General features: G+C 57.9%; 15 protein-coding genes. 2 read left to right on the top strand and 13 right to left on the bottom strand.

Annotated features, from left to right (window positions below):
* Nucleotides 1-177 precede the first annotated feature (177 nt).
* Together LAP85_20045 and LAP85_20050 are read right to left on the bottom strand one after the other, a co-directional pair.
* Complete coding sequence (locus tag LAP85_20045; protein MBZ5498695.1) at nt 178-1,698, bottom strand: carboxypeptidase-like regulatory domain-containing protein; 1,521 nt, start codon at nt 1,696-1,698, stop codon at nt 178-180.
* 935 nt (nt 1,699-2,633) lie between these two features.
* A complete protein-coding gene (locus LAP85_20050) occupies nt 2,634-3,203 on the bottom strand; it encodes a GNAT family N-acetyltransferase (protein MBZ5498696.1) in 570 nt (189 codons plus the stop codon).
* A gap of 307 nt (nt 3,204-3,510) precedes the next feature.
* Here LAP85_20050 and LAP85_20055 point away from each other — a divergent pair, with 307 nt between their 5' ends.
* Together LAP85_20055 and LAP85_20060 are read left to right on the top strand one after the other, a co-directional pair.
* A complete protein-coding gene (locus LAP85_20055; protein ID MBZ5498697.1) occupies nt 3,511-4,251 on the top strand; it encodes a DUF2807 domain-containing protein in 741 nt (246 codons plus the stop codon).
* Between the two features lie 547 nt (nt 4,252-4,798).
* Nucleotides 4,799-5,062, top strand: coding sequence for a hypothetical protein (locus LAP85_20060; protein MBZ5498698.1), 264 nt, complete (start codon nt 4,799-4,801; stop codon nt 5,060-5,062).
* Nucleotides 5,063-5,088: 26 nt separating this feature from the next.
* On the opposite strand, the gene LAP85_20065 is transcribed toward LAP85_20060, so the two are convergent.
* From LAP85_20065 to rho, 11 genes are all read right to left on the bottom strand, one after another.
* A complete protein-coding gene (locus LAP85_20065; GenBank protein MBZ5498699.1) occupies nt 5,089-5,451 on the bottom strand; it encodes a four helix bundle protein in 363 nt (120 codons plus the stop codon).
* Between the two features lie 129 nt (nt 5,452-5,580).
* Nucleotides 5,581-6,312, bottom strand: coding sequence for a competence/damage-inducible protein A (locus tag LAP85_20070; GenBank protein MBZ5498700.1), 732 nt, complete (start codon nt 6,310-6,312; stop codon nt 5,581-5,583).
* Between the two features lie 99 nt (nt 6,313-6,411).
* Complete coding sequence (locus tag LAP85_20075) at nt 6,412-7,188, bottom strand: tetratricopeptide repeat protein (protein ID MBZ5498701.1); 777 nt, start codon at nt 7,186-7,188, stop codon at nt 6,412-6,414.
* A complete protein-coding gene (locus LAP85_20080) occupies nt 7,185-9,041 on the bottom strand; it encodes a BatD family protein (GenBank protein ID MBZ5498702.1) in 1,857 nt (618 codons plus the stop codon). Before LAP85_20080 ends, LAP85_20075 begins: the two co-directional genes overlap by 4 nt.
* Before the next feature lie 174 nt (nt 9,042-9,215).
* On the bottom strand, nt 9,216-9,956 hold the full coding sequence (locus tag LAP85_20085) for a tetratricopeptide repeat protein (protein ID MBZ5498703.1): 741 nt from the start codon (nt 9,954-9,956) through the stop codon (nt 9,216-9,218).
* Nucleotides 9,957-10,109: 153 nt separating this feature from the next.
* On the bottom strand, nt 10,110-11,168 hold the full coding sequence (locus LAP85_20090) for a VWA domain-containing protein (protein ID MBZ5498704.1): 1,059 nt from the start codon (nt 11,166-11,168) through the stop codon (nt 10,110-10,112).
* A gap of 8 nt (nt 11,169-11,176) precedes the next feature.
* On the bottom strand, nt 11,177-12,169 hold the full coding sequence (locus LAP85_20095) for a VWA domain-containing protein (protein MBZ5498705.1): 993 nt from the start codon (nt 12,167-12,169) through the stop codon (nt 11,177-11,179).
* The gene (locus LAP85_20100; protein ID MBZ5498706.1) at nt 12,169-13,290 is read right to left on the bottom strand and encodes a hypothetical protein; all 1,122 of its coding nucleotides are present in this window, start codon (nt 13,288-13,290) and stop codon (nt 12,169-12,171) included. Before LAP85_20100 ends, LAP85_20095 begins: the two co-directional genes overlap by 1 nt.
* A 43-nt stretch (nt 13,291-13,333) precedes the next feature.
* Nucleotides 13,334-14,212, bottom strand: a complete 879-nt coding sequence (locus tag LAP85_20105) for a DUF58 domain-containing protein (protein ID MBZ5498707.1) — start codon at nt 14,210-14,212, stop codon at nt 13,334-13,336.
* Between the two features lie 123 nt (nt 14,213-14,335).
* Nucleotides 14,336-15,328 (bottom strand): AAA family ATPase, encoded by a 993-nt coding sequence (locus LAP85_20110; GenBank protein ID MBZ5498708.1) that lies wholly within the window; start codon nt 15,326-15,328, stop codon nt 14,336-14,338.
* A 352-nt stretch (nt 15,329-15,680) separates the two neighbouring features.
* Nucleotides 15,681-17,018 (bottom strand): transcription termination factor Rho, encoded by a 1,338-nt coding sequence (gene rho, locus LAP85_20115; GenBank protein ID MBZ5498709.1) that lies wholly within the window; start codon nt 17,016-17,018, stop codon nt 15,681-15,683.
* Nucleotides 17,019-17,195: the final 177 nt, after the last annotated feature.

Genomic DNA, 17,195 nt, shown 5'->3' on the forward strand with positions numbered 1-17,195 from the left:
GAAGGTGGGGAATGCCGGGGAAGGACCGGGAGACCCGCTGGAGCGAAGGGGGGAACAAACGAACGTATTGGATGAGGGCAACATGGCGGCACACAGAAACCGAGTAAGCATGTCAACGAGACACATTCGCACAGGGTGAGAAAGGCCGGAGTTCTGCATGGAAGTTCAAATGCCGGGCTATTTTTTGAGGAATGTCAGAGGCGCCTGGCCTCGGCCGCCACGTCCTGACGCATCCAGCATTATAAAAACCTCCATGGATGCCTGCAAATCGAGGGTGCCTGAAAACCGGCCGCGACCCTGCGCCTGAAGGCTGACCTGATAAACGTCCTGTGCGAGGCCGTGGACCTCGAAATGGCCATCGGTGCTCGTAAAGGTGTAGTTCCTTTCGCTTTTACCGGTGGTGGACTGGAAGGTCAGAGTGAATCTCTCAACCGCTGACCCGCGATTGTCGCTTATGGTCCCGCGCAGGGACAGGCCGGCCTCAAGCACCAGGGTCTGCAGCTGATTGGAAGGCCGCAGGCGAGTCACGAGAATCTGGTAATCCCGGTGAGTCACGGTGAGCTGATATTGTGCGTCGGAGGCATTCAGAATCTGGAACCGTCCGTCGGCATCCGTGGATGTGACTGCCACGCTTGTCCTCCGTACGTTCCCTCGCTGTGTCATTGGTAAACTGCCTGTCGTGCTCATCCGCCCCGGACCGGGATTGACAGGCTGGAAAGGCATGCGATTTCCCTTCTGGTCCTGGATGACGTAGGTCACTTCTGCATCGGCTACGAGCTCCCCTTTTTGATTGACGACCGTACCTCGGATCTGGGGCCCTGGATCCAGGCTGAAATCCAGAATGGTCTCTTTATTGGAGGAGATCGAGATCATCGCCCGGCTGTTCGTGGAATCGACGAAGCCTTCGGCCACGCACCTGACAAGGTAGGACCCTTCGCGCATTCTGGCAATTCTGTACTGTCCCTTTTTGTCGGATTGCACGAAGGAGAGAGGCCTGAAATCGTTGGTATCAAATAAATAAATTTTTGCCCCAGGCAACGGTAAATGAGAGGAGTCGGTCACAATGCCGGAAAGAGTCTCGGATGTTCGTGCCGGTCTCATTTGAACGACTACTGCGCTCTCTGCGGGAATGGTGACGGCGACCATCCCTGTCGAATCAAATCCAGGGTGGTGGGTCTCAATGAAATAACGCCCGGGTCTCGCCACGTCACTAAACGTAAACACGCCTTGTTGATCGCTGATCACTGTGTCGATAACAGTGGGCCGGTCGTATCCTTGGTTCAGCTGCACGATGGCATCGGGTACCCCTGCAGCGAGATTGTCCACCACGCGCCCGCGCAACGACAAGGACGGTGAGAGCAGGATCCGAATGTCGTAGTACGGCCGCGTAATCACAAACGAATCATCCCGATAGGATTCGAACCCCTCAGCCACGACCTGTATGCCATAACGATAGGAAGGAGGAGCCACCACTTCGAAGGACCCATCCGGCGCTGTCGTCTTTTCCATGACACCCGAAAGCGATGAGTACGCGATCAAACGCACGGTCGCATGGTCCACGGGCTTGCGGTTGGCCTCATTCAGCACAATCCCCTTGAAAACAACCTCCGTATACCAACTTTCCGACGACGAGGTATCAGGCACACCCGGCAGCCCTGCGGCCGAAGCTTTATTGAGTTTTTCATTACTTGACTGCAAATCTCCGGAAGCTCGGGAAACTGTCTGCAGTGATTTAGCAGTCCCATTTTGCGTTGTGCGGCTTCGGTCCGGGAATAAACGGCTGCGGAGTGGAGAATACACCAACAGGATCAGGGCCAGAATGACTAGCAGCCACATCCAGACAACAGACTTGCTCTTATGCTTGGTCGCCGGCATTCAGTAGGTCCCCCCCGCTCTAATTGCATACGTAATGTAACACGGTGCGATAACTTTGCAGGGACGCAATCATGCCGGGCAGGAACCGGCGCTCCTGGGCGGCCTTCTGGAAGAGCTCCTTGACCGAGGCATAGAAGCACTGGCTCAAGAAGCCGAGTAGCTTGCGGACAGCGCCTTTGCGACCTCAGCTGGTTCATGGGCCGCCTGAACGAATTCATCGCTCGAGCAGCAAACAAGGAGGATTAGGTTAAGGGCCGGTTCTCGGAAGCACGGTACAAATGCCAGGCGCTACTCGACGAAGCGGCCATCGCCACCTGCACGGTGCATGTAGACCTCAATCCCATCCGGGCCGGCGGGGCAAGAACTCCGGAAGAAAGCAATTTCACCAGCATCCAGGAACGGATCCGTGCCTGGCGGAAAGAAACGATGACTACAAGCTCCGCGCCCACCGCACAAGATATGCAGTCTTCCTCTGTCGGCAGGAGCACGACCGTGCCCGAGAATACTGCTGAAATTCCGGATCCCATTCCCGACCGCGTTTCCGTCTTGGCGCATCCCTTGGCTGGCTGTGTCCCGTTCAATCAGAATCCGGACGCCGCGGCATTCTATAGATGACTGGAGTCGAGTATTTCGATCTGGTGGACAACTCGGGGCGGATGACGCGGTCGGATAAACGGGGAGGCATCGCTGTTCCAGATGCTGATATGGGGCATTCTGTGGACTTGCGCAGTCCTCCGGCCTGGAAATGGAATAATAACTTAATCCTTCCTGCCCAAGTATCGGGTTTTGTCTAGAGACCAATACAGATACTTTTCGGTTTGCGGGAATTTGCTATTGGGAGGAGGGGGCCCCTCGTGGAGTGCCTGAAAACCGAGTTTTTGCAGTACCCGCTTGGCTCCGTCATTCCACGTCAAGCAGCTTGCGCGCACTGACTTCAACCCCATTTCGACAAAGCCGTCCATCAGCAAGAGACTGCTCCCGGCTGAAGCGTAGCCGTGCCGCCAATAATCGGAGCCGACAAAAAATCCCAGTTCAGCTGATCCAGAAGCCTTGTCGATTCCATAGAGCCCACATACACCCACCACCAGGTCATTGATCAAAATCACAAATATTTGTCCGGTTCCAAGTTCTTCCAGCCGCTTCATCCTGCCAATCCATGCACGTGTGTCGTCCGGTGAAGGTGAAGAAGGAATATCGCTTGTCCGTGTCAGCTGTGGATCCGAGATAATCCTGTGTATTGCCGTGCTGTGCTTCAGGTCAATGGGCTCAATTGTCAGCATATGAGGACGACTCTTCCTTGATGAAATCAGATGCCGAGTGCCCAACATATTACCCGCGTCCTGGATTGAACAGCAACGAAGAAGCTACCGTGGCCACGGTTGAGGCACGAAAATGGAGCCACGACCGTATCACTTGCTGTCCAGAGATGAGTCCGGAAAACGGTGTAGTGCACCCCTAAAGTGAGACAGATAAAATGAGGACAGAATGATCCTATGTAGAAGGGGTAGGGGGTGTGGGGGAAGGGGGCGGCAGTAACCGCGCGGCTTGATGGCCCCGGAACCAGGAGTCTGTCAGACAACAAACTCTGAACTTGGGGAATGTCTGGTCCGTATTAAGGGAAACAGGGGGTGAAGTATGGCCAAACGAATGGCTTGGTTGCTGCCTGTGCTGGCATGCCTCTTCTGCGGCTGCGACGTGCTGGACGAGGCACTGACCTCCGAGCGTATCCAGGGGTCAGGGAAAGTGGTACAGGAAAACAGGGACGTGAATGGTTTTAACGAAGTCAACTTTGCCGGATCTGGAGAACTGAACCTGCAGCAAGGAAACAAGGAGTCTCTGACAGTGGCAGCCGACGACAATCTACTTCCGTATATAAGGACGGAGGTTAGCGGCGGCAAACTCGTGATCGGAATCCAGCGCGGCGTATCGGTTTCACCATCAAAGCCCATACGATACACCCTTGTGGTCAGAACCCTTGATGCGCTCGAGTTGTCCGGTTCCGGGAAAACGCGCGCCGGCCCGCTGCACAGCGGAGATTTCAGCGTCCATTTGTCCGGGTCAGGCGACATCGTGATGGAGGCGCTCGACGCGGCGACGCTGGAGGCCGACATCAGCGGCTCAGGAAACATGGAGATTCTCGGAAAAGTCGGCCGGCAACGGATTCAAATTTCCGGATCGGGCCGCTATGACGCACCGGACCTCGAATGTCAGACTGCCGATGTTTCGGTCAGCGGATCAGGGGAGTCTGTCCTCTGGGTGCGTGAGAGCCTGTCGGCCCACATCAGCGGATCGGGCTCCGTCAGGTACTATGGGAGTCCCTCAGTGACTAGGAAGGTCAGCGGTTCAGGAAGCATCCGAAATCTCGGGAATCGCTAAGGGGACCTTCGGTCCCGCCCAGCGCCTGCTCACTCATCGCACGACGCACTGACGTCGCGGAACTCTCTCGGAGTGCGGCGCCGCTTTTTCGTTGAACCAAAGCGGCGCCGGGACCTGCTCGTTACGCGGATCCTGGTGCCGGTGGACATTTGGATTGTCAGCTTCATCGAAAATCCCGCCATCATCGAATACATCCTGGAATAGATCCTGCGCCACCTCACTTCGAGGTTTTCGCGCTGGTCCCCGAAATCCGCCGGGCTTCAGGTTCTGGGATCGAAACGCTCAACGTCGCGAAACAAATCCAGGTCCCGGTCGAACGAAGCTATCGGAATGGAGGACTCGCTTGCCACAGCTGCGAGATGCGCGTCAACGAAGTGAATTCCCGTTGCCTGAACTCGGTCCAGAGCGTCATGTACTCGACCGGTTTCAGCCCTCCTGATCGCCGGCGTATTCAAGAACTCGATAAGCACCCGGGCGGCTTCCAGACCTCGTTGGAATCACGCAGTGTCCCTGGTCTCCCTATCTTCCCCTGTATCTGAAAGTGACTTTGGTCTCTTTGTCGAGCACGAGCGGCCGGACGAACCGGAGCAAAGTGCCGGCGCGCGGCACATCCACCCGCACCGGGAGCACCCCGGCAACGCGCCGCTGCAGGTTGGTGACTGATGTCCGGGCGGTAGCGCAGGCGCTCGAGGGCGATCGGGGGATGGACCTTGTAGCCCGCCAGTCGCTGCCGGGCGTCATGGTCGTCCGAATCGATGCGCTCCCCTTGATAGACGGAGAAGCCCGGATGCCTCCAGAGCGATCAAGGTGAGAGCCGCCGTTACGCCAAGCGGCAACTCACCTGGTTTCGGACCGATCCCGGGATTCTGGTTCCATCCCGATCCAGCACTTCGTGAAGCTATATCCCAAGATCGCGGAGAAGTCGACTTGAGACCAAGGCTGGGGGAGATCGCAGTCCCAACAGGGCTGCTTGCTTCGGGGCGCGACAAGGTCGTGCCGTCCGTCCCGCAAGCACATTCCATGGTACTGCCCCGGGCCAGTGCTCTTTCCTGACCCCTCGGCGATGTTCAGCGGAATGGAAAGGGATGCACGGCGAAGCGGGTCGGACCTAGCCGCATATCGTGGCGGCAGACTGTCGGCAATTCCGGCTGCAAGTGGCAAGAAGCGGACTGCGGCTTGATAAACATCGAGCTTGCGCAAGTTCGCGCCCCACAAGAAAGTCGAAGTCCAGGTCCAAGTCGAGGTCCAAGTCCACGTCCACGCAGAGGCGGGTAGTTAAGTTAACGCTTATGGGGTGCGCCCCTGCGCATGATCGACTTCTTTGACCTCTTACTCGGTGCGGACCACGAGCGCAGGGTTGAGAAGCTTGATCAGCAAAGCTCTTGCGCGCTCGACCGCTTCGGCTTCGTTCGCCTCGACCGTGATCTTTACGCGGTAATCCTCGCTCTCGAAATTCGGGTAGGAACCGACGGCGACTCGGGGATTCATGGCTGCCACCTGATTCAAACGGGAGGCGATGTCGAACTCGTCCTCACGGGTAAAAACCACCGCCGTGTGGAAAGGAGTTGCGCGGAAGCGCTCGCGGATAGCGGCGAATTTGGCGCGGAAGATTTCCGGGACGCCGGGGAGGATATAGACATTCTCGATTGCCATTACCGGCCAGCGCGTGGTCGCCGAGTAGATCAGCTCTGAACCCTCCGGCGCGTCGGCCATGCGGAGGCGTGCCTCGTCCACGCGGCTCCCGAAGTAATCATGGATGACGGCCACGAGCCCGGGATGGCGCATGATCCCCCGTCCAAATGCTTTGGCTATGCCCACGATGGTTACATCGTCGTGTGTGGGCCCGACGCCGCCCGATGTGAACACATAGTCGAATTTCGCTGCGCAATCTCTGACGGTGGCCGCGATCTCTTCCTCATCATCAGGGATCGTGCTGATGCGGCGCAGAGCCACGCCCAGGCCGTGCAGCTCGTGGGTGAGATAGCTCGCGTTCTGGTCTTCAGTTTTGCCGGTGAGAATTTCGTTTCCAATGATCACAACAGCAGCCGTTTTCTCACGCATATAAGACATATTAGGACAAACCGCAAATTCACGAAATATACGAATGAGTTTTTGTGAATTTCCTGGCTTTGGAGTGCCGCTGCCGTGGCCGGCTGCAGGTTACAGGATTCGGATGGAGCTGCCCGGGAGCCAGCCGTTCCAGCCATTGGGAAGGCTGATTTGATACCACCCGTTGCTCTCGCCGCGGACGCGCACCAGGACCCCCTCGTGCACGGTGACAACCGTGATGTTCTCCGCGCCGGGGCCGCTGCGGATGTCGACCTTCTGTTCGACGATCACGCCTTCCCGTCGATGGGCGTCCTGATAGACTTTCCAGGTCAGGGAACCGGCAAAAAGGAGCGTGAGCAGGGCGGCGGTGAGGCTTCCCGTTAAGGTCCAGAATGCGAGGCGGGGCTTGCGAGTCAGGAGATAGACACTGAAAAGTGCGTTAGCAGCGATGAAGAGGGCCAGCACGAGCCTGCTTTCCTGCGCGATCGTCAGCAAACGCACCACCCTGGATGCCAGGCGCACGGGAAGAGGATCCTCCGGAATGTCGATCCGGTCCACAATCAGAAGATTTGCGAGTTGGAGGTTTTCACGGATGTCGGAGTCTCCCGGGAGCCTGCGGCGCGCCTTTTCCCAGTAGTAGATTGCCTCGCCGAGCTTCTTCTGCTTGAAGCAAGCATCGGCAAGGTTGTAATAAACAGTGCCGCTGTCGACGCCCTGCTCGAGGAGCCGCCTGTAGGAGCGCTCCGCGGCCTCGAAATCGCCGCTCTGGTAATGAGCGTTGCCCTCGTCAAAAATGGCATGCACCGATTCCACGCCGGCCGCGCGGCAAACGCCGCCCATAAGCATCATAGATGCCAGAGCACACAAAATCGACGTTTGCCGGCTCATCTCTGCGAATGCTCCAAGGTGTCAATGACGGAGCGGATGCGATTGGACAGCTCCTTCCGCCGCTCCGGCGCAGGTGAGGCGGAGACGAACCGGCCGAAATCGCACTCCTGAAGAGCCGCCACGGCTTCCTGCACTGTCTCAGAAGCGATGGCCTTCTCCTCCATGGTGTGTTCGAGGTTGTCGGCAGTGACTTCGATTTCCGGGAGGTTGAACCTGTCCCCGAGGTAGCCGGCGAGAGCCAGGGCCGCTTCATCGTAGAAGCGCCGCGGCTCCAACCGGCCTGCCTTCTCGGCCTTGTGCAGTCGCTGCAGGGCCAGACGCTTGGCCTTGCGGCTGCGTGCCAGAACGAGGTCCCCTGACTGCCGGGCTCGCTCTCGCTGGTAAAGAAAGGCCCCAATGTTGAATAGCAATGGCAGCGCACCCAACAGGTAGAACCAGGGTGAGTAGTAGATCGGCGTGCGCCGGGGCTCCAGATCCGCGCCCGAGAGCTTGATGAAGTTGATGTCCGTGCCCTGACGCGTCAGGTTCTGCTTGTTGATTCCAGACAGACCGGCGATCGCATTTCCCGCGTCCGATCCGCGCGCGACCTTCAAGAGGAGGGGCGATGTGGACACGGTTTCATAACGCTCGTGCTCGGGATCGAAATAGGAAAAAGAGAGAGCGGGAATGGTGTGGTCGCCGGGAACTTTGGGGATGATCACGTACTCCCAGACCTTTTCGCCACCGATCTGATCTCCTGCGACCGGACGTACGTCGTCCTCTCGCTTTGAGGAATAGATGGTCAGATCCGGCGTCGCAGGCAGAGGAATGTCTGGGATTTCTTTAAGATTGCCTCTGCCTGCCAGCTTCACTCTCAGCGACACGGCATCTCCGGTAGCGACATCGGACTTGTTCAGTTCGCCGGCAAGGGTGAACGATCCGACCGCATTGTTGAAGCCGGTGGGGCGATCCTGCGACGGAAGGGACTTTACCTCCAGACCCACTTCCTTTGTCTTGCGGTAGACGGTGTCGGTTTGTCCAAAGAAGCCGAAAAAGTCGCCGGTCGACTTGACAGAGATCGCGAAGGTGGAGGATGGAATCTTCTGCCTGCCGGCGGTGTTGGGGAACAGGGCCTGTTTCTTGACCACGTAATCCAGATACTCTTTGCCGTTGATAACCTTGCGCGTGCCGGTCGGCTTGGATGCGACCTCGAGATTCTCGACCCAAAATCCGGTGAGTGGCGGGTTTTCCTGCAATTGTAACCCGCTGACGTTGACTTGAGTGTACAAATGGTACGTCAAAGTTACCTGCTGGCCGGGATAGGCGGAGGCGCGATCAAGTTCTGCTGAGACGAAGACGTCGTCTCCGGCGGGCTGGGTGCGGCGCCCGGGCTCTTCCGTTCCGAAGGGATCCGTGATCAGGCTTCGTGTTGATGGGGCAGGCGCACGAGAAGCTGAAGTGATGCGTACTGCCAGCGACTGGGTCTTATAAATCCTGGCACCAACTGCAACTTCAATCGGATCAATGGTGAATTGTCCCTCTTTTTCCGGCAGCAAGATGTAGATAAAGCTCTTCGAACTGGTCGACCGCCCGTTGATCCACTGAAACTGAGTGCTCAGACTGGGGCCCGCTACGACCCGAAGGCCTTGAAAACGCGGCAATCGGGGAGTCTGCGCCTGCGCGCTGTCGTTGCCCGTGATCGTGACGGTGAGCTGAAACTGGTCCTGGACTCCGACGGTGTCGGTGCTCAGGACGGCGGAAACCTGCACATCCTGAGCCTGGACTGCGGGCAGGAGTAATCCAAGTAATATCAATAGAATGGCAGAGGGGAACCTTCGCTTCGGGGAGGCCAGATTCAATTCCGGTGTTGCCATCGTTTGTCGAAGTCCTGACTTACCCAATGCTCGCTAGGACGTATCCTGCGGCTGCCGGAAGCGACCGGCAGTCTTCTGTGGTGCCGGGCACGGTCTGCAAAGGGTCCACTTTCAAGGATTCAGACCTTCTGAGCCCCGCCGGCCTGCCGGTGCTAACCATCTCCCGATCTGTTGCTACCAATCCCTGCCCGTAGCTTTCTTTCGCGCCCGGCGCTCCAGGAGTTTGCGCTGCTCGGCCAGTTCCTGGTTTTGCAGCGCGTCCAGGATCTGCAATGCCCGTTCCTTGCTGAAGGCTCCCTCCGGACGCACTGACTGGCTGGACTGCGGATTGGCAGGCTTCTGTCCCGGCGGTTCTTGAGACTGGGGTTGCTGCCCCTGCTTGTCCGGCGGTTTGGGCTCGTTCCTTCCTTTTTCTTCGTTCTGACCACCCTCGGGCTTCTGCCGGCTCGATTCCTGGGTCTGACCCTGCCCCTTCTGTTGCTGTTCCTGCTCCTGTTTCTTTCTCAGTGCAAGCTCCAGATTATGTTTCGCATCCCGGTCCGAAGGATTTATTCGCAGTGCCTGTATGTAGGCTTGGGCGGAGTCGCCGAAGCCGCCCATATCGAAAAGCGCGTTGCCGACGTTATACCAACCGTTGGCCTGCAACCCTTTGTCTCCTTTGCTCACGGCCTGTCGCAACGCCTGCAGCGCCTGATCGTATTTCTTCTGTTTGATCAACGAGTTGCCCAGGTTGTAGGACAGCTCAGGTCGGCCCGGCATGTTCGTCTGAGCTTCGAGGTAGGCCTTTTCGGCATCCTGATACTTCCCCTGTTCGAAAAGCTGGTTCCCCTGCTTATTTTTCGAGGCGACCGATTCGGCCCGTGTGACTGCTCCGAATGAGACCCACAGTGCTGCAGTCACCGACATTATTACCATTCGAGACATGTTCCTGGGATTGGGCCGGATTCGGCGCAAAAGCACCGCTGCCAAGGCACCAGGACACAGGAATGCTTGAGCCTTGGTGTTTTGGCGTCTCGCCGATCTGGCAGTCGAAACACACTCTTGAGATTTCATAACAGTGCCTGCTGGTTATACGTCACCGTGCGCGGCACGGGTTCGGGAATAAATGCGCGCAAGCCAGCCTTCTCCAAGCCGACGGCGCTCGCTGATGCATGCTTCCGCAGCGAGACAAAGAATTGCCAGGGCGAGCGGGTACTGGAACTGGTCCTCGAAGTTCTGGAAGAGCCTCGACTCCAACTGTTTCTTTTCCATGCGAGACACATCGTCATAGATCTGGTCCAGCTCGTTCTCAGAGGTGCTCGCCCGGAAATATCTCCCGCCGGTTTCCGATGCGATTTCGGCCAGCGACCGCTCGTCGAGTCTGCTGACAACTACCTGGCCATCCGGATCTTTACGATAGTCTATTATATCGCCTTTGGGATTTCGAACTGGTATGGGCCTTCCTTCGGTTGACCCGATTCCCACGGCGTAAATTATGACGCCCGCACCGGTGGCTTTCCTGATTGCGGCTCCGACCTGTCCCTCGAGATCCTCGCCGTCGGTGAAAATGACGAGAACCTTGTATTTTTTTTCCTTGGCGATGAATGCGGATGTGGCGGTCTGAATTGCTGCAGCCAGCGAGGTTCCAGGCTCGGGAATGATCTCGGTGTTCGCGATGTCAAGGAAAAGAGAAGCGGCCCCATAGTCCAGCGTGAGCGGGCACTGCACGATGGCAGTCCCCGCAAAAGCGACCAGCCCAATGCGGTCTCCCTTGAGCCGTCCGATCAGCCCGCGGATTTCGCTCTTGGCCTTTTCCAGCCTGTTCGGGGCAACATCCTCTGCGCTCATACTATAGGAGGTGTCGAGCGCGGCAATGATATCGACTCCTTGCCGCCGCACCGTGTCCAGGCGCATCCCCCACTGCGGCCGGGCCAGTGCCAGAACACCGAAAGTGAAAAACCCCGCCAGCAGCAGTGCACGCGCGACCGCCTTGCGGCGGCTGAACTCGCCGGTCAAGCGCCCCATGAGCGCCGGCGAAACGAATGACTCCAGCCTGCGGCGCCGGCGCCGAAACGACCATACGAAGAAAGCTGCCAGAGCCGGCAGCGCCCATAAAAGTTCGAGATACTCCGATCGGACGAAATGCATGGAGTTTCCTAGGGCAACTTGCCGAAACGGGTGAAACCTGCCATCGTCGTAAACAGGACCATGGCTAACGCGGGGACCAGGAAATCCGGGTAGCGCTCGTCGTAGTGGGTGTAAGACTTCACCAGGATCCGGGTCTTCTCGAGACGCCCGATATCCTGGAAAATCCGCTCCAGCGAGGGCTTGTCGGTGGCACGATAATAGAGGCCTCCGGTCATCTCGGCAATTCTGGTAAGGGACCCTTCGTCGATCTCGACCGGCATGTCTACATACACCTTGCCGTAGTTGGGATCCGTGACGGGGATCCGCGCCGTGCCTCGGCTGCCGATGCCGACGGTATAGATCTTCACCCCCAGGGTTCGTGCGATGCCGGCGGCATCCAGGGGCTGAATCTCGCCGCGGTTGTTGACGCCGTCTGTCACCAGGATGATCACCTTGCTCTTGGCCTTGTTCTCACGCAGCCGGTTCAGGCAGGTCGCGAGCGCATTTCCGATCGCGGTTCCATCCTCGATCGTGTCGAGTTCGATGTCGTCAACCACATTGAGCAGAACACCATAGTCCAGCGTGAGCGGGCAGCGCGTAAACGCTTTTCCGGCAAAGACCACGAGACCGGCACGATCATGCTTTAATCCTTCAACGAACTGGCGGACGACCAGCTTGGCGACGTAAAGCCGGTTCCGGGGAGCAAAATCCTCAGCGGCCATACTGCCGGAAGCGTCCAGCGCCACGATGATATCCACACCCTCGGTTGTAACCTCTTCCTCCTCCGTCCCTTTTCGGGGCCGTGCCATCGCCGCAACGCACACGACCAAGGCAAGCATATTCAATCCGAAAAGGACGTGGCGGAATCGGACGGTCCAGGGTGGTCGCACGCCCTCCAGCGCCACGGTGGAAGCGAAACGCAGGCTTCCTTCCCCCCTGTGTATGCGGCGGATGTAGCGCCACACCAGAACCGGGATGAGCGTGAACAGAAGAAGAAACCACGGGTTTGCGAAGGTGAACATCAAGCCCCCCCGCCCACTGGAGCGGCTCCCGGGACCGCCGACTGTCGTCTCGTCCTGCAATCAGCCAGAATCCCGAACGCCCTGGTTACGGCCTCATCATTTTCAGCCCGGGACGGGACGTAGCGCGCGAACTTGACAATGTCGCAGGAGAGCAGGAGGGTCTCAATCGGTTCCAAGCTTGCCGGCTCGATGCGTGCCGCGTCGGCTCCGGGCGCGATGGAAAGCGCGGAGACGATTTCCAAGGTCGTCTTCTCGACGGTCTGAATCCCGTAACCGGCTTCCAGCGCCTTCTTTGTGATGTCGGACAGATGGACATAGAACTGCTTGACCAAGCCCTTTTCCAGTAGGCCGCGTCCGATGAGATCCCGCAAATTGGCTTCTGCCAGATCCAGGGGGTCCACGTCGTATTGGACGGAAGGGATGAAAGCCGGACGACGGCGGCGTTTCACCCACCACCAGGCCCCAAGCGTCAAGGCCAGCGCCGCCCCGCCGAGTGCAAACCAGAACAGCGAGCGAACCGGCTCCTCGATTTCGGCCTGCTTCTTGAGGTCTTTGAGACTCAGATCCTTCTCGTCCAGGATGCTCTCGATCCGGATCTTGACCGGGGGGCTGGAGACTTCAACGGATTTTCCGACGGGATCCCGCAGCACGAAGGGAAGCGTGGGAAAATCGAATTCCCCCGTCTTGTAAACCGCAACCACAATTCGAGCGCGCTGATGCAGCATTCCGGAGTCCCGGGTCCCTGTTGCCGGCGGCGGCGATGACGGCGCCTTCCCGCTCGCCTGTTGGGGGGGTACTGCAGGGCCATCCAGAACACTGAACTCGCCTACCTGCGTTGGTAACTGAGGGAATTGGAGCTGATAGCCTCGGGGTAATGTGAAGTCCAGGTTGATTTGAATCGGGTCGCCGACCGTTGCTTTAAGGGGTTGGGCCTGGATCTTGACCTCGACCCCGGGAGGCAACTGCGCGGGCGAGGTGCCCTGTGGGGCATGATACGCTGTGGCTAAGGTGTGGGAAATACATCCGTAGAGAATGAAAATAGTAAGCCGGATGGCCTGCCGACTGGAGCTTGTTCTCCTGCTATTCCCAATCATCATCATCCCTGGGGATCGGATCTGCAAAAATCAGTTTCCCTCCAAATTCGATCTTTGCAGATGCGACTCCCTAATGGTATTTGCGCTGGCGTTCCTCGAAAAAGCGCACCAGCGGCACGTCGTAAGGCTCGGCGGCGTTTATCAAGATGTGGTCCATGTGGTGCGATTGGAACAACTTCCTCTGATTCTGGTGGTTTCGCTCCCAATTCCTGCGATAGGCGGCGCGGATTTTGGGCAGCGATGTGTCGATGCGGACGACCTCGCCGGTCTCTGCATCGAGGACCTCCAGAATGCCCACATTCGGAAGATCTCTCTCACGAGGATCGACGATCTGAATGATCACCACGTCGTGCCTGCGGTTTGCCACTTTCAGGGGTTGTTCGAAGCCCTGATCGAGCAGATCGGAGATCAGGAACACCACGGCGCGCTTGTGCACAACCAGGTTCAGATGCTCGAGTGCTTGCTGGATGCGTGTGCCCTGGCGCTCCGGCCGGTAATAAAGGAGCTCGCGGATAACGCGCAGGACGTGCGTGCTTCCTCGGCGCGGCGGTATGAATTTTTCCACGCGGTCCGTGAAGAGGATGGCTCCGACGCGATCGTTGTTTTTGATGGCCGAGAAGGCCACCAGAGCGGAGATTTCGGCGGCCACTTCGGCTTTGGTCTTCTCGAAGGATCCGAACGCACCCGAGGCGCTGGCATCGACCAGGAGCATCACGGTGAGTTCCCGTTCCTCGACGTAGCGCTTCACGAATGGATGGCCCGTGCGTGAGGTTACGTTCCAGTCGATCGTGCGGATGTCGTCGCCATGCTGGTACTCACGGACTTCGTCGAATTCCATTCCTCGCCCCTTGAACACGGAGTGATATTCGCCCGCGAGGGACTCGTTCACCAGCCGGTTGGTGGTGATCTGAATGCGTCGTATCTTGCGAACCAGCTCTTTAGGCAACATATTTCAGTTTTGGATTTGGGATCGAGGACTCTGGGTTTCAGAGCACCGGTTGACCTTCCACAGTGCAGAAATCGCAAATTGTCGCTGCAATCCCAAATCCCGATTCCAACCCGAAATCCAAATTCAAGGAACCTGCACTGCGTCGAAGATCCGGCTGACGATCGATTCGGTTGTGACTTCCTCTGCCTCTGCTTCATAGGTGAGGATGATGCGATGGCGAAGCACGTCCATGCCTATTGCTTTGATATCCTCCGGCGTGACGTAGCCTCGCCCCTTGATGAACGCATGGGCGCGAGCGGCCTGGGCCAGGAAAATCGTCGCCCGGGGAGAGGCCCCAAACTGGATGAGACCCTTGAGGTCAACCTTGAAATCCTGCGGTCTGCGCGAGGCGAATACGAGCTGGACGATGTAATCCTTGATCCTATCGTCGATGTAGACTTCTTTGACCACCTGGCGCACACGCAGGATGTCGGCGGGCCTCACAACCGTGCCGACTTTGATTGCCTCGTCCCCGGCCATGAGGTCAAGGATCTGGCGCTCTTCCTTGATGTCCGGATAATCGATCTTCAGCTTGAGCATGAAACGGTCGATCTGTGCTTCGGGCAGCGGGTAGGTGCCTTCATGCTCGATGGGATTCTGAGTTGCCAGTACCAGGAACGGTTCCTCAAGGGGGTAGGTCGTGTCGCCGATTGTGACCTGGCGCTCCTGCATGGCTTCAAGGAGCGCGCTCTGGACCTTGGCCGGAGCGCGGTTGATCTCATCTGCCAGCAGTATGTTCGAGAAGATCGGCCCCTTCTTGGGATAAAACGTGCCGTCTTTGGGATTGAAGATCATGGTCCCGATCAGGTCGGCGGGCAGGAGATCGGGCGTGAACTGGATGCGCTGAAACCGGGTGTCGATTGCCGAAGACAACGTTTTGACAGCCAGGGTCTTGGCGAGACCCGGCACGCCTTCGAGCAGGATATGGCCGCGCGTCAACAGGCCGACCAGCAGGCGTTCGACCATGTACTTCTGTCCCACGATGACACGGTGCACCTCACCGACCAGGTGCTGAACGAAGCTGCTTTCGCCCTTGACTCTCTGATTGATCGTTTCGATGTGCGCGGCCAGTTCCATGCGCCCCTTCCCGCTATGCCCGATGATCCTGGTGGCAGGCTGGAATGGCACTGAGTAGAGGCCAAATCCATCTACCGCCCTTCCTGGGCTTAAGATTGAATTACGATGAACCCCAGGCTGCGCTTCGCCTGCCCGAGGCGACCATCTTCCGCGCCTCCCGCGCAAGTTTTTATCGACAGCGCGTGGCATGCAACTGAATTTTCACCCCGAAGGGGAGGTCAGGGAATAGCCTGGGGCCTGCGCACCGCAGCCCCCGGTTACCCGATGATCCACGAAGAGTCCTGGCGGGGTGACGGAAGATCATACGCTTAAGTTCGTGCCATTCCAGCCTGCCACCGGATTTCTTTGCGCATCAGCCCTTGTTCAGGGAGTTGAGGAATTCGGAATTGCTCTCGGATTTGCGCAACTTGTCCAGGAGCAAGTCCATGGCCTCATCAATCGAGAGCGGGTTAAGCACCTTGCGCAAGATCCAAATCTTGTTCAGGTCGGCGCCTTCGACCAGCAGCTCTTCCTTGCGGGTCCCGGACCGGTTGATGTCAATGGCGGGGAAAATGCGCTTGTCGACGAGCTTGCGGTCGAGAATGATCTCCATATTGCCGGTGCCTTTGAATTCCTCGAAGATAACATCGTCCATGCGGCTGCCGGTGTCGATCAGAGCCGTCGCCATGATTGTGAGGCTGCCGCCCTCCTCGATCTTGCGCGCGGCACCGAAGAAGCGCTTGGGCTTTTCCAGCGCATTGGCGTCGACGCCGCCTGAAAGAACCTTCCCGCTGGAAGGAACGATGGTGTTGTAGGCGCGTGCCAGGCGGGTGATGCTGTCCAGCAGAATCACGACGTCCTTCTTGTGCTCAACCAGGCGTTTGGCTTTTTCCATGACGATTTCGGCTACCTGCACGTGCCGCGACGCAGGCTCATCGAAAGTGGAACTGATTACCTCACCCTTGACAGACCGCTCCATGTCGGTGACTTCCTCGGGGCGCTCGTCGATCAGCAGAACAATGAGATAGATCTCCGGATGATTCGTGCTGATGGAATTTGCCAGGTTCTGGAGGATCATCGTTTTCCCTGCGCGTGGCGGCGACACGATCAGGCCGCGCTGACCCTTGCCGATGGGGGTGAAGATATCCATAACCCGTGCGGAGAGGTTCTCCCGTATGGTTTCGAGCCGGATCCGATCGTGGGGATAAAGCGGCGTGAGGTTGTCGTAGAAGATTCGGTGGCGCGCTTCCTCCGGAGGCTCGAAATTGACGGCATCCACCTTCACGAGGGCGAGGTAGCGCTCGCCTTCGTTGGGCATCCGGATCTGTCCCGAAACGATATCTCCCGTCCGCAGGTCGAACTTCCGGATCTGGGACGGCGAAATGTAGATGTCATCCGGGCCGGGCAGATAGCTGTAATCGGGTGATCGCAGGAAGCCATATCCTTCCGGGAGCACTTCAAGAACGCCTTCCGAAAAAATCAGCCCGTGTTTTTCGGCCTGAGCCTGCAGGATTGCGAATATGAGATCCTGCTTGGTCATCTTGCCGATGTCGGCGATCTTGTACTTGCGGGCGATCTTGGTGAGGTCCTTGATGTTCAGGGCCTGGAGCTCGCTGATATGGAGCTGCTCCCCCTCCTTATCCAAAGCCTCCTGAATGGAGATCTTCCTTTCGTCTGCGGGGTTCGTCGGCTTGGATTCTTTCTCAGCCATAGGGGCTCCTGTTGGGAATGATTGCCGATGCGTAATAGATGCAGTATGAGAAGCGGAAGTAGCAGGATTACGCCGGCGCGGTAGAATGCAAATATACCGTAAGATTCCGTGAAAGTCCAGATCCTGCGCGGTTTAACACCACCAGGAGGAGATTCGCCGCGCCGACCTCAGGCGATT

The sequence above is a fragment of the Terriglobia bacterium genome (genome assembly GCA_020072565.1).
Lineage (GTDB): Bacteria > Acidobacteriota > UBA6911 > UBA6911 > UBA6911 > JAFNAG01.

Coding starts and splice junctions, on each gene's coding strand:
- LAP85_20105 (MBZ5498707.1), bottom strand. CDS start 14,212: ATGTTGCCTAAAGAGCTGGTTCGCAAGATACGACGCATTCAGATCACC.
- LAP85_20050 (MBZ5498696.1), bottom strand. CDS start 3,203: ATGTTGGGCACTCGGCATCTGATTTCATCAAGGAAGAGTCGTCCTCAT.
- LAP85_20080 (MBZ5498702.1), bottom strand. CDS start 9,041: ATGGCAACACCGGAATTGAATCTGGCCTCCCCGAAGCGAAGGTTCCCC.
- LAP85_20090 (MBZ5498704.1), bottom strand. CDS start 11,168: ATGCATTTCGTCCGATCGGAGTATCTCGAACTTTTATGGGCGCTGCCG.
- LAP85_20075 (MBZ5498701.1), bottom strand. CDS start 7,188: ATGAGCCGGCAAACGTCGATTTTGTGTGCTCTGGCATCTATGATGCTT.
- LAP85_20095 (MBZ5498705.1), bottom strand. CDS start 12,169: ATGTTCACCTTCGCAAACCCGTGGTTTCTTCTTCTGTTCACGCTCATC.
- LAP85_20085 (MBZ5498703.1), bottom strand. CDS start 9,956: ATGGTAATAATGTCGGTGACTGCAGCACTGTGGGTCTCATTCGGAGCA.
- LAP85_20110 (MBZ5498708.1), bottom strand. CDS start 15,328: ATGGAACTGGCCGCGCACATCGAAACGATCAATCAGAGAGTCAAGGGC.
- LAP85_20055 (MBZ5498697.1), top strand. CDS start 3,511: ATGGCCAAACGAATGGCTTGGTTGCTGCCTGTGCTGGCATGCCTCTTC.
- LAP85_20070 (MBZ5498700.1), bottom strand. CDS start 6,312: ATGCGTGAGAAAACGGCTGCTGTTGTGATCATTGGAAACGAAATTCTC.
- rho (MBZ5498709.1), bottom strand. CDS start 17,018: ATGGCTGAGAAAGAATCCAAGCCGACGAACCCCGCAGACGAAAGGAAG.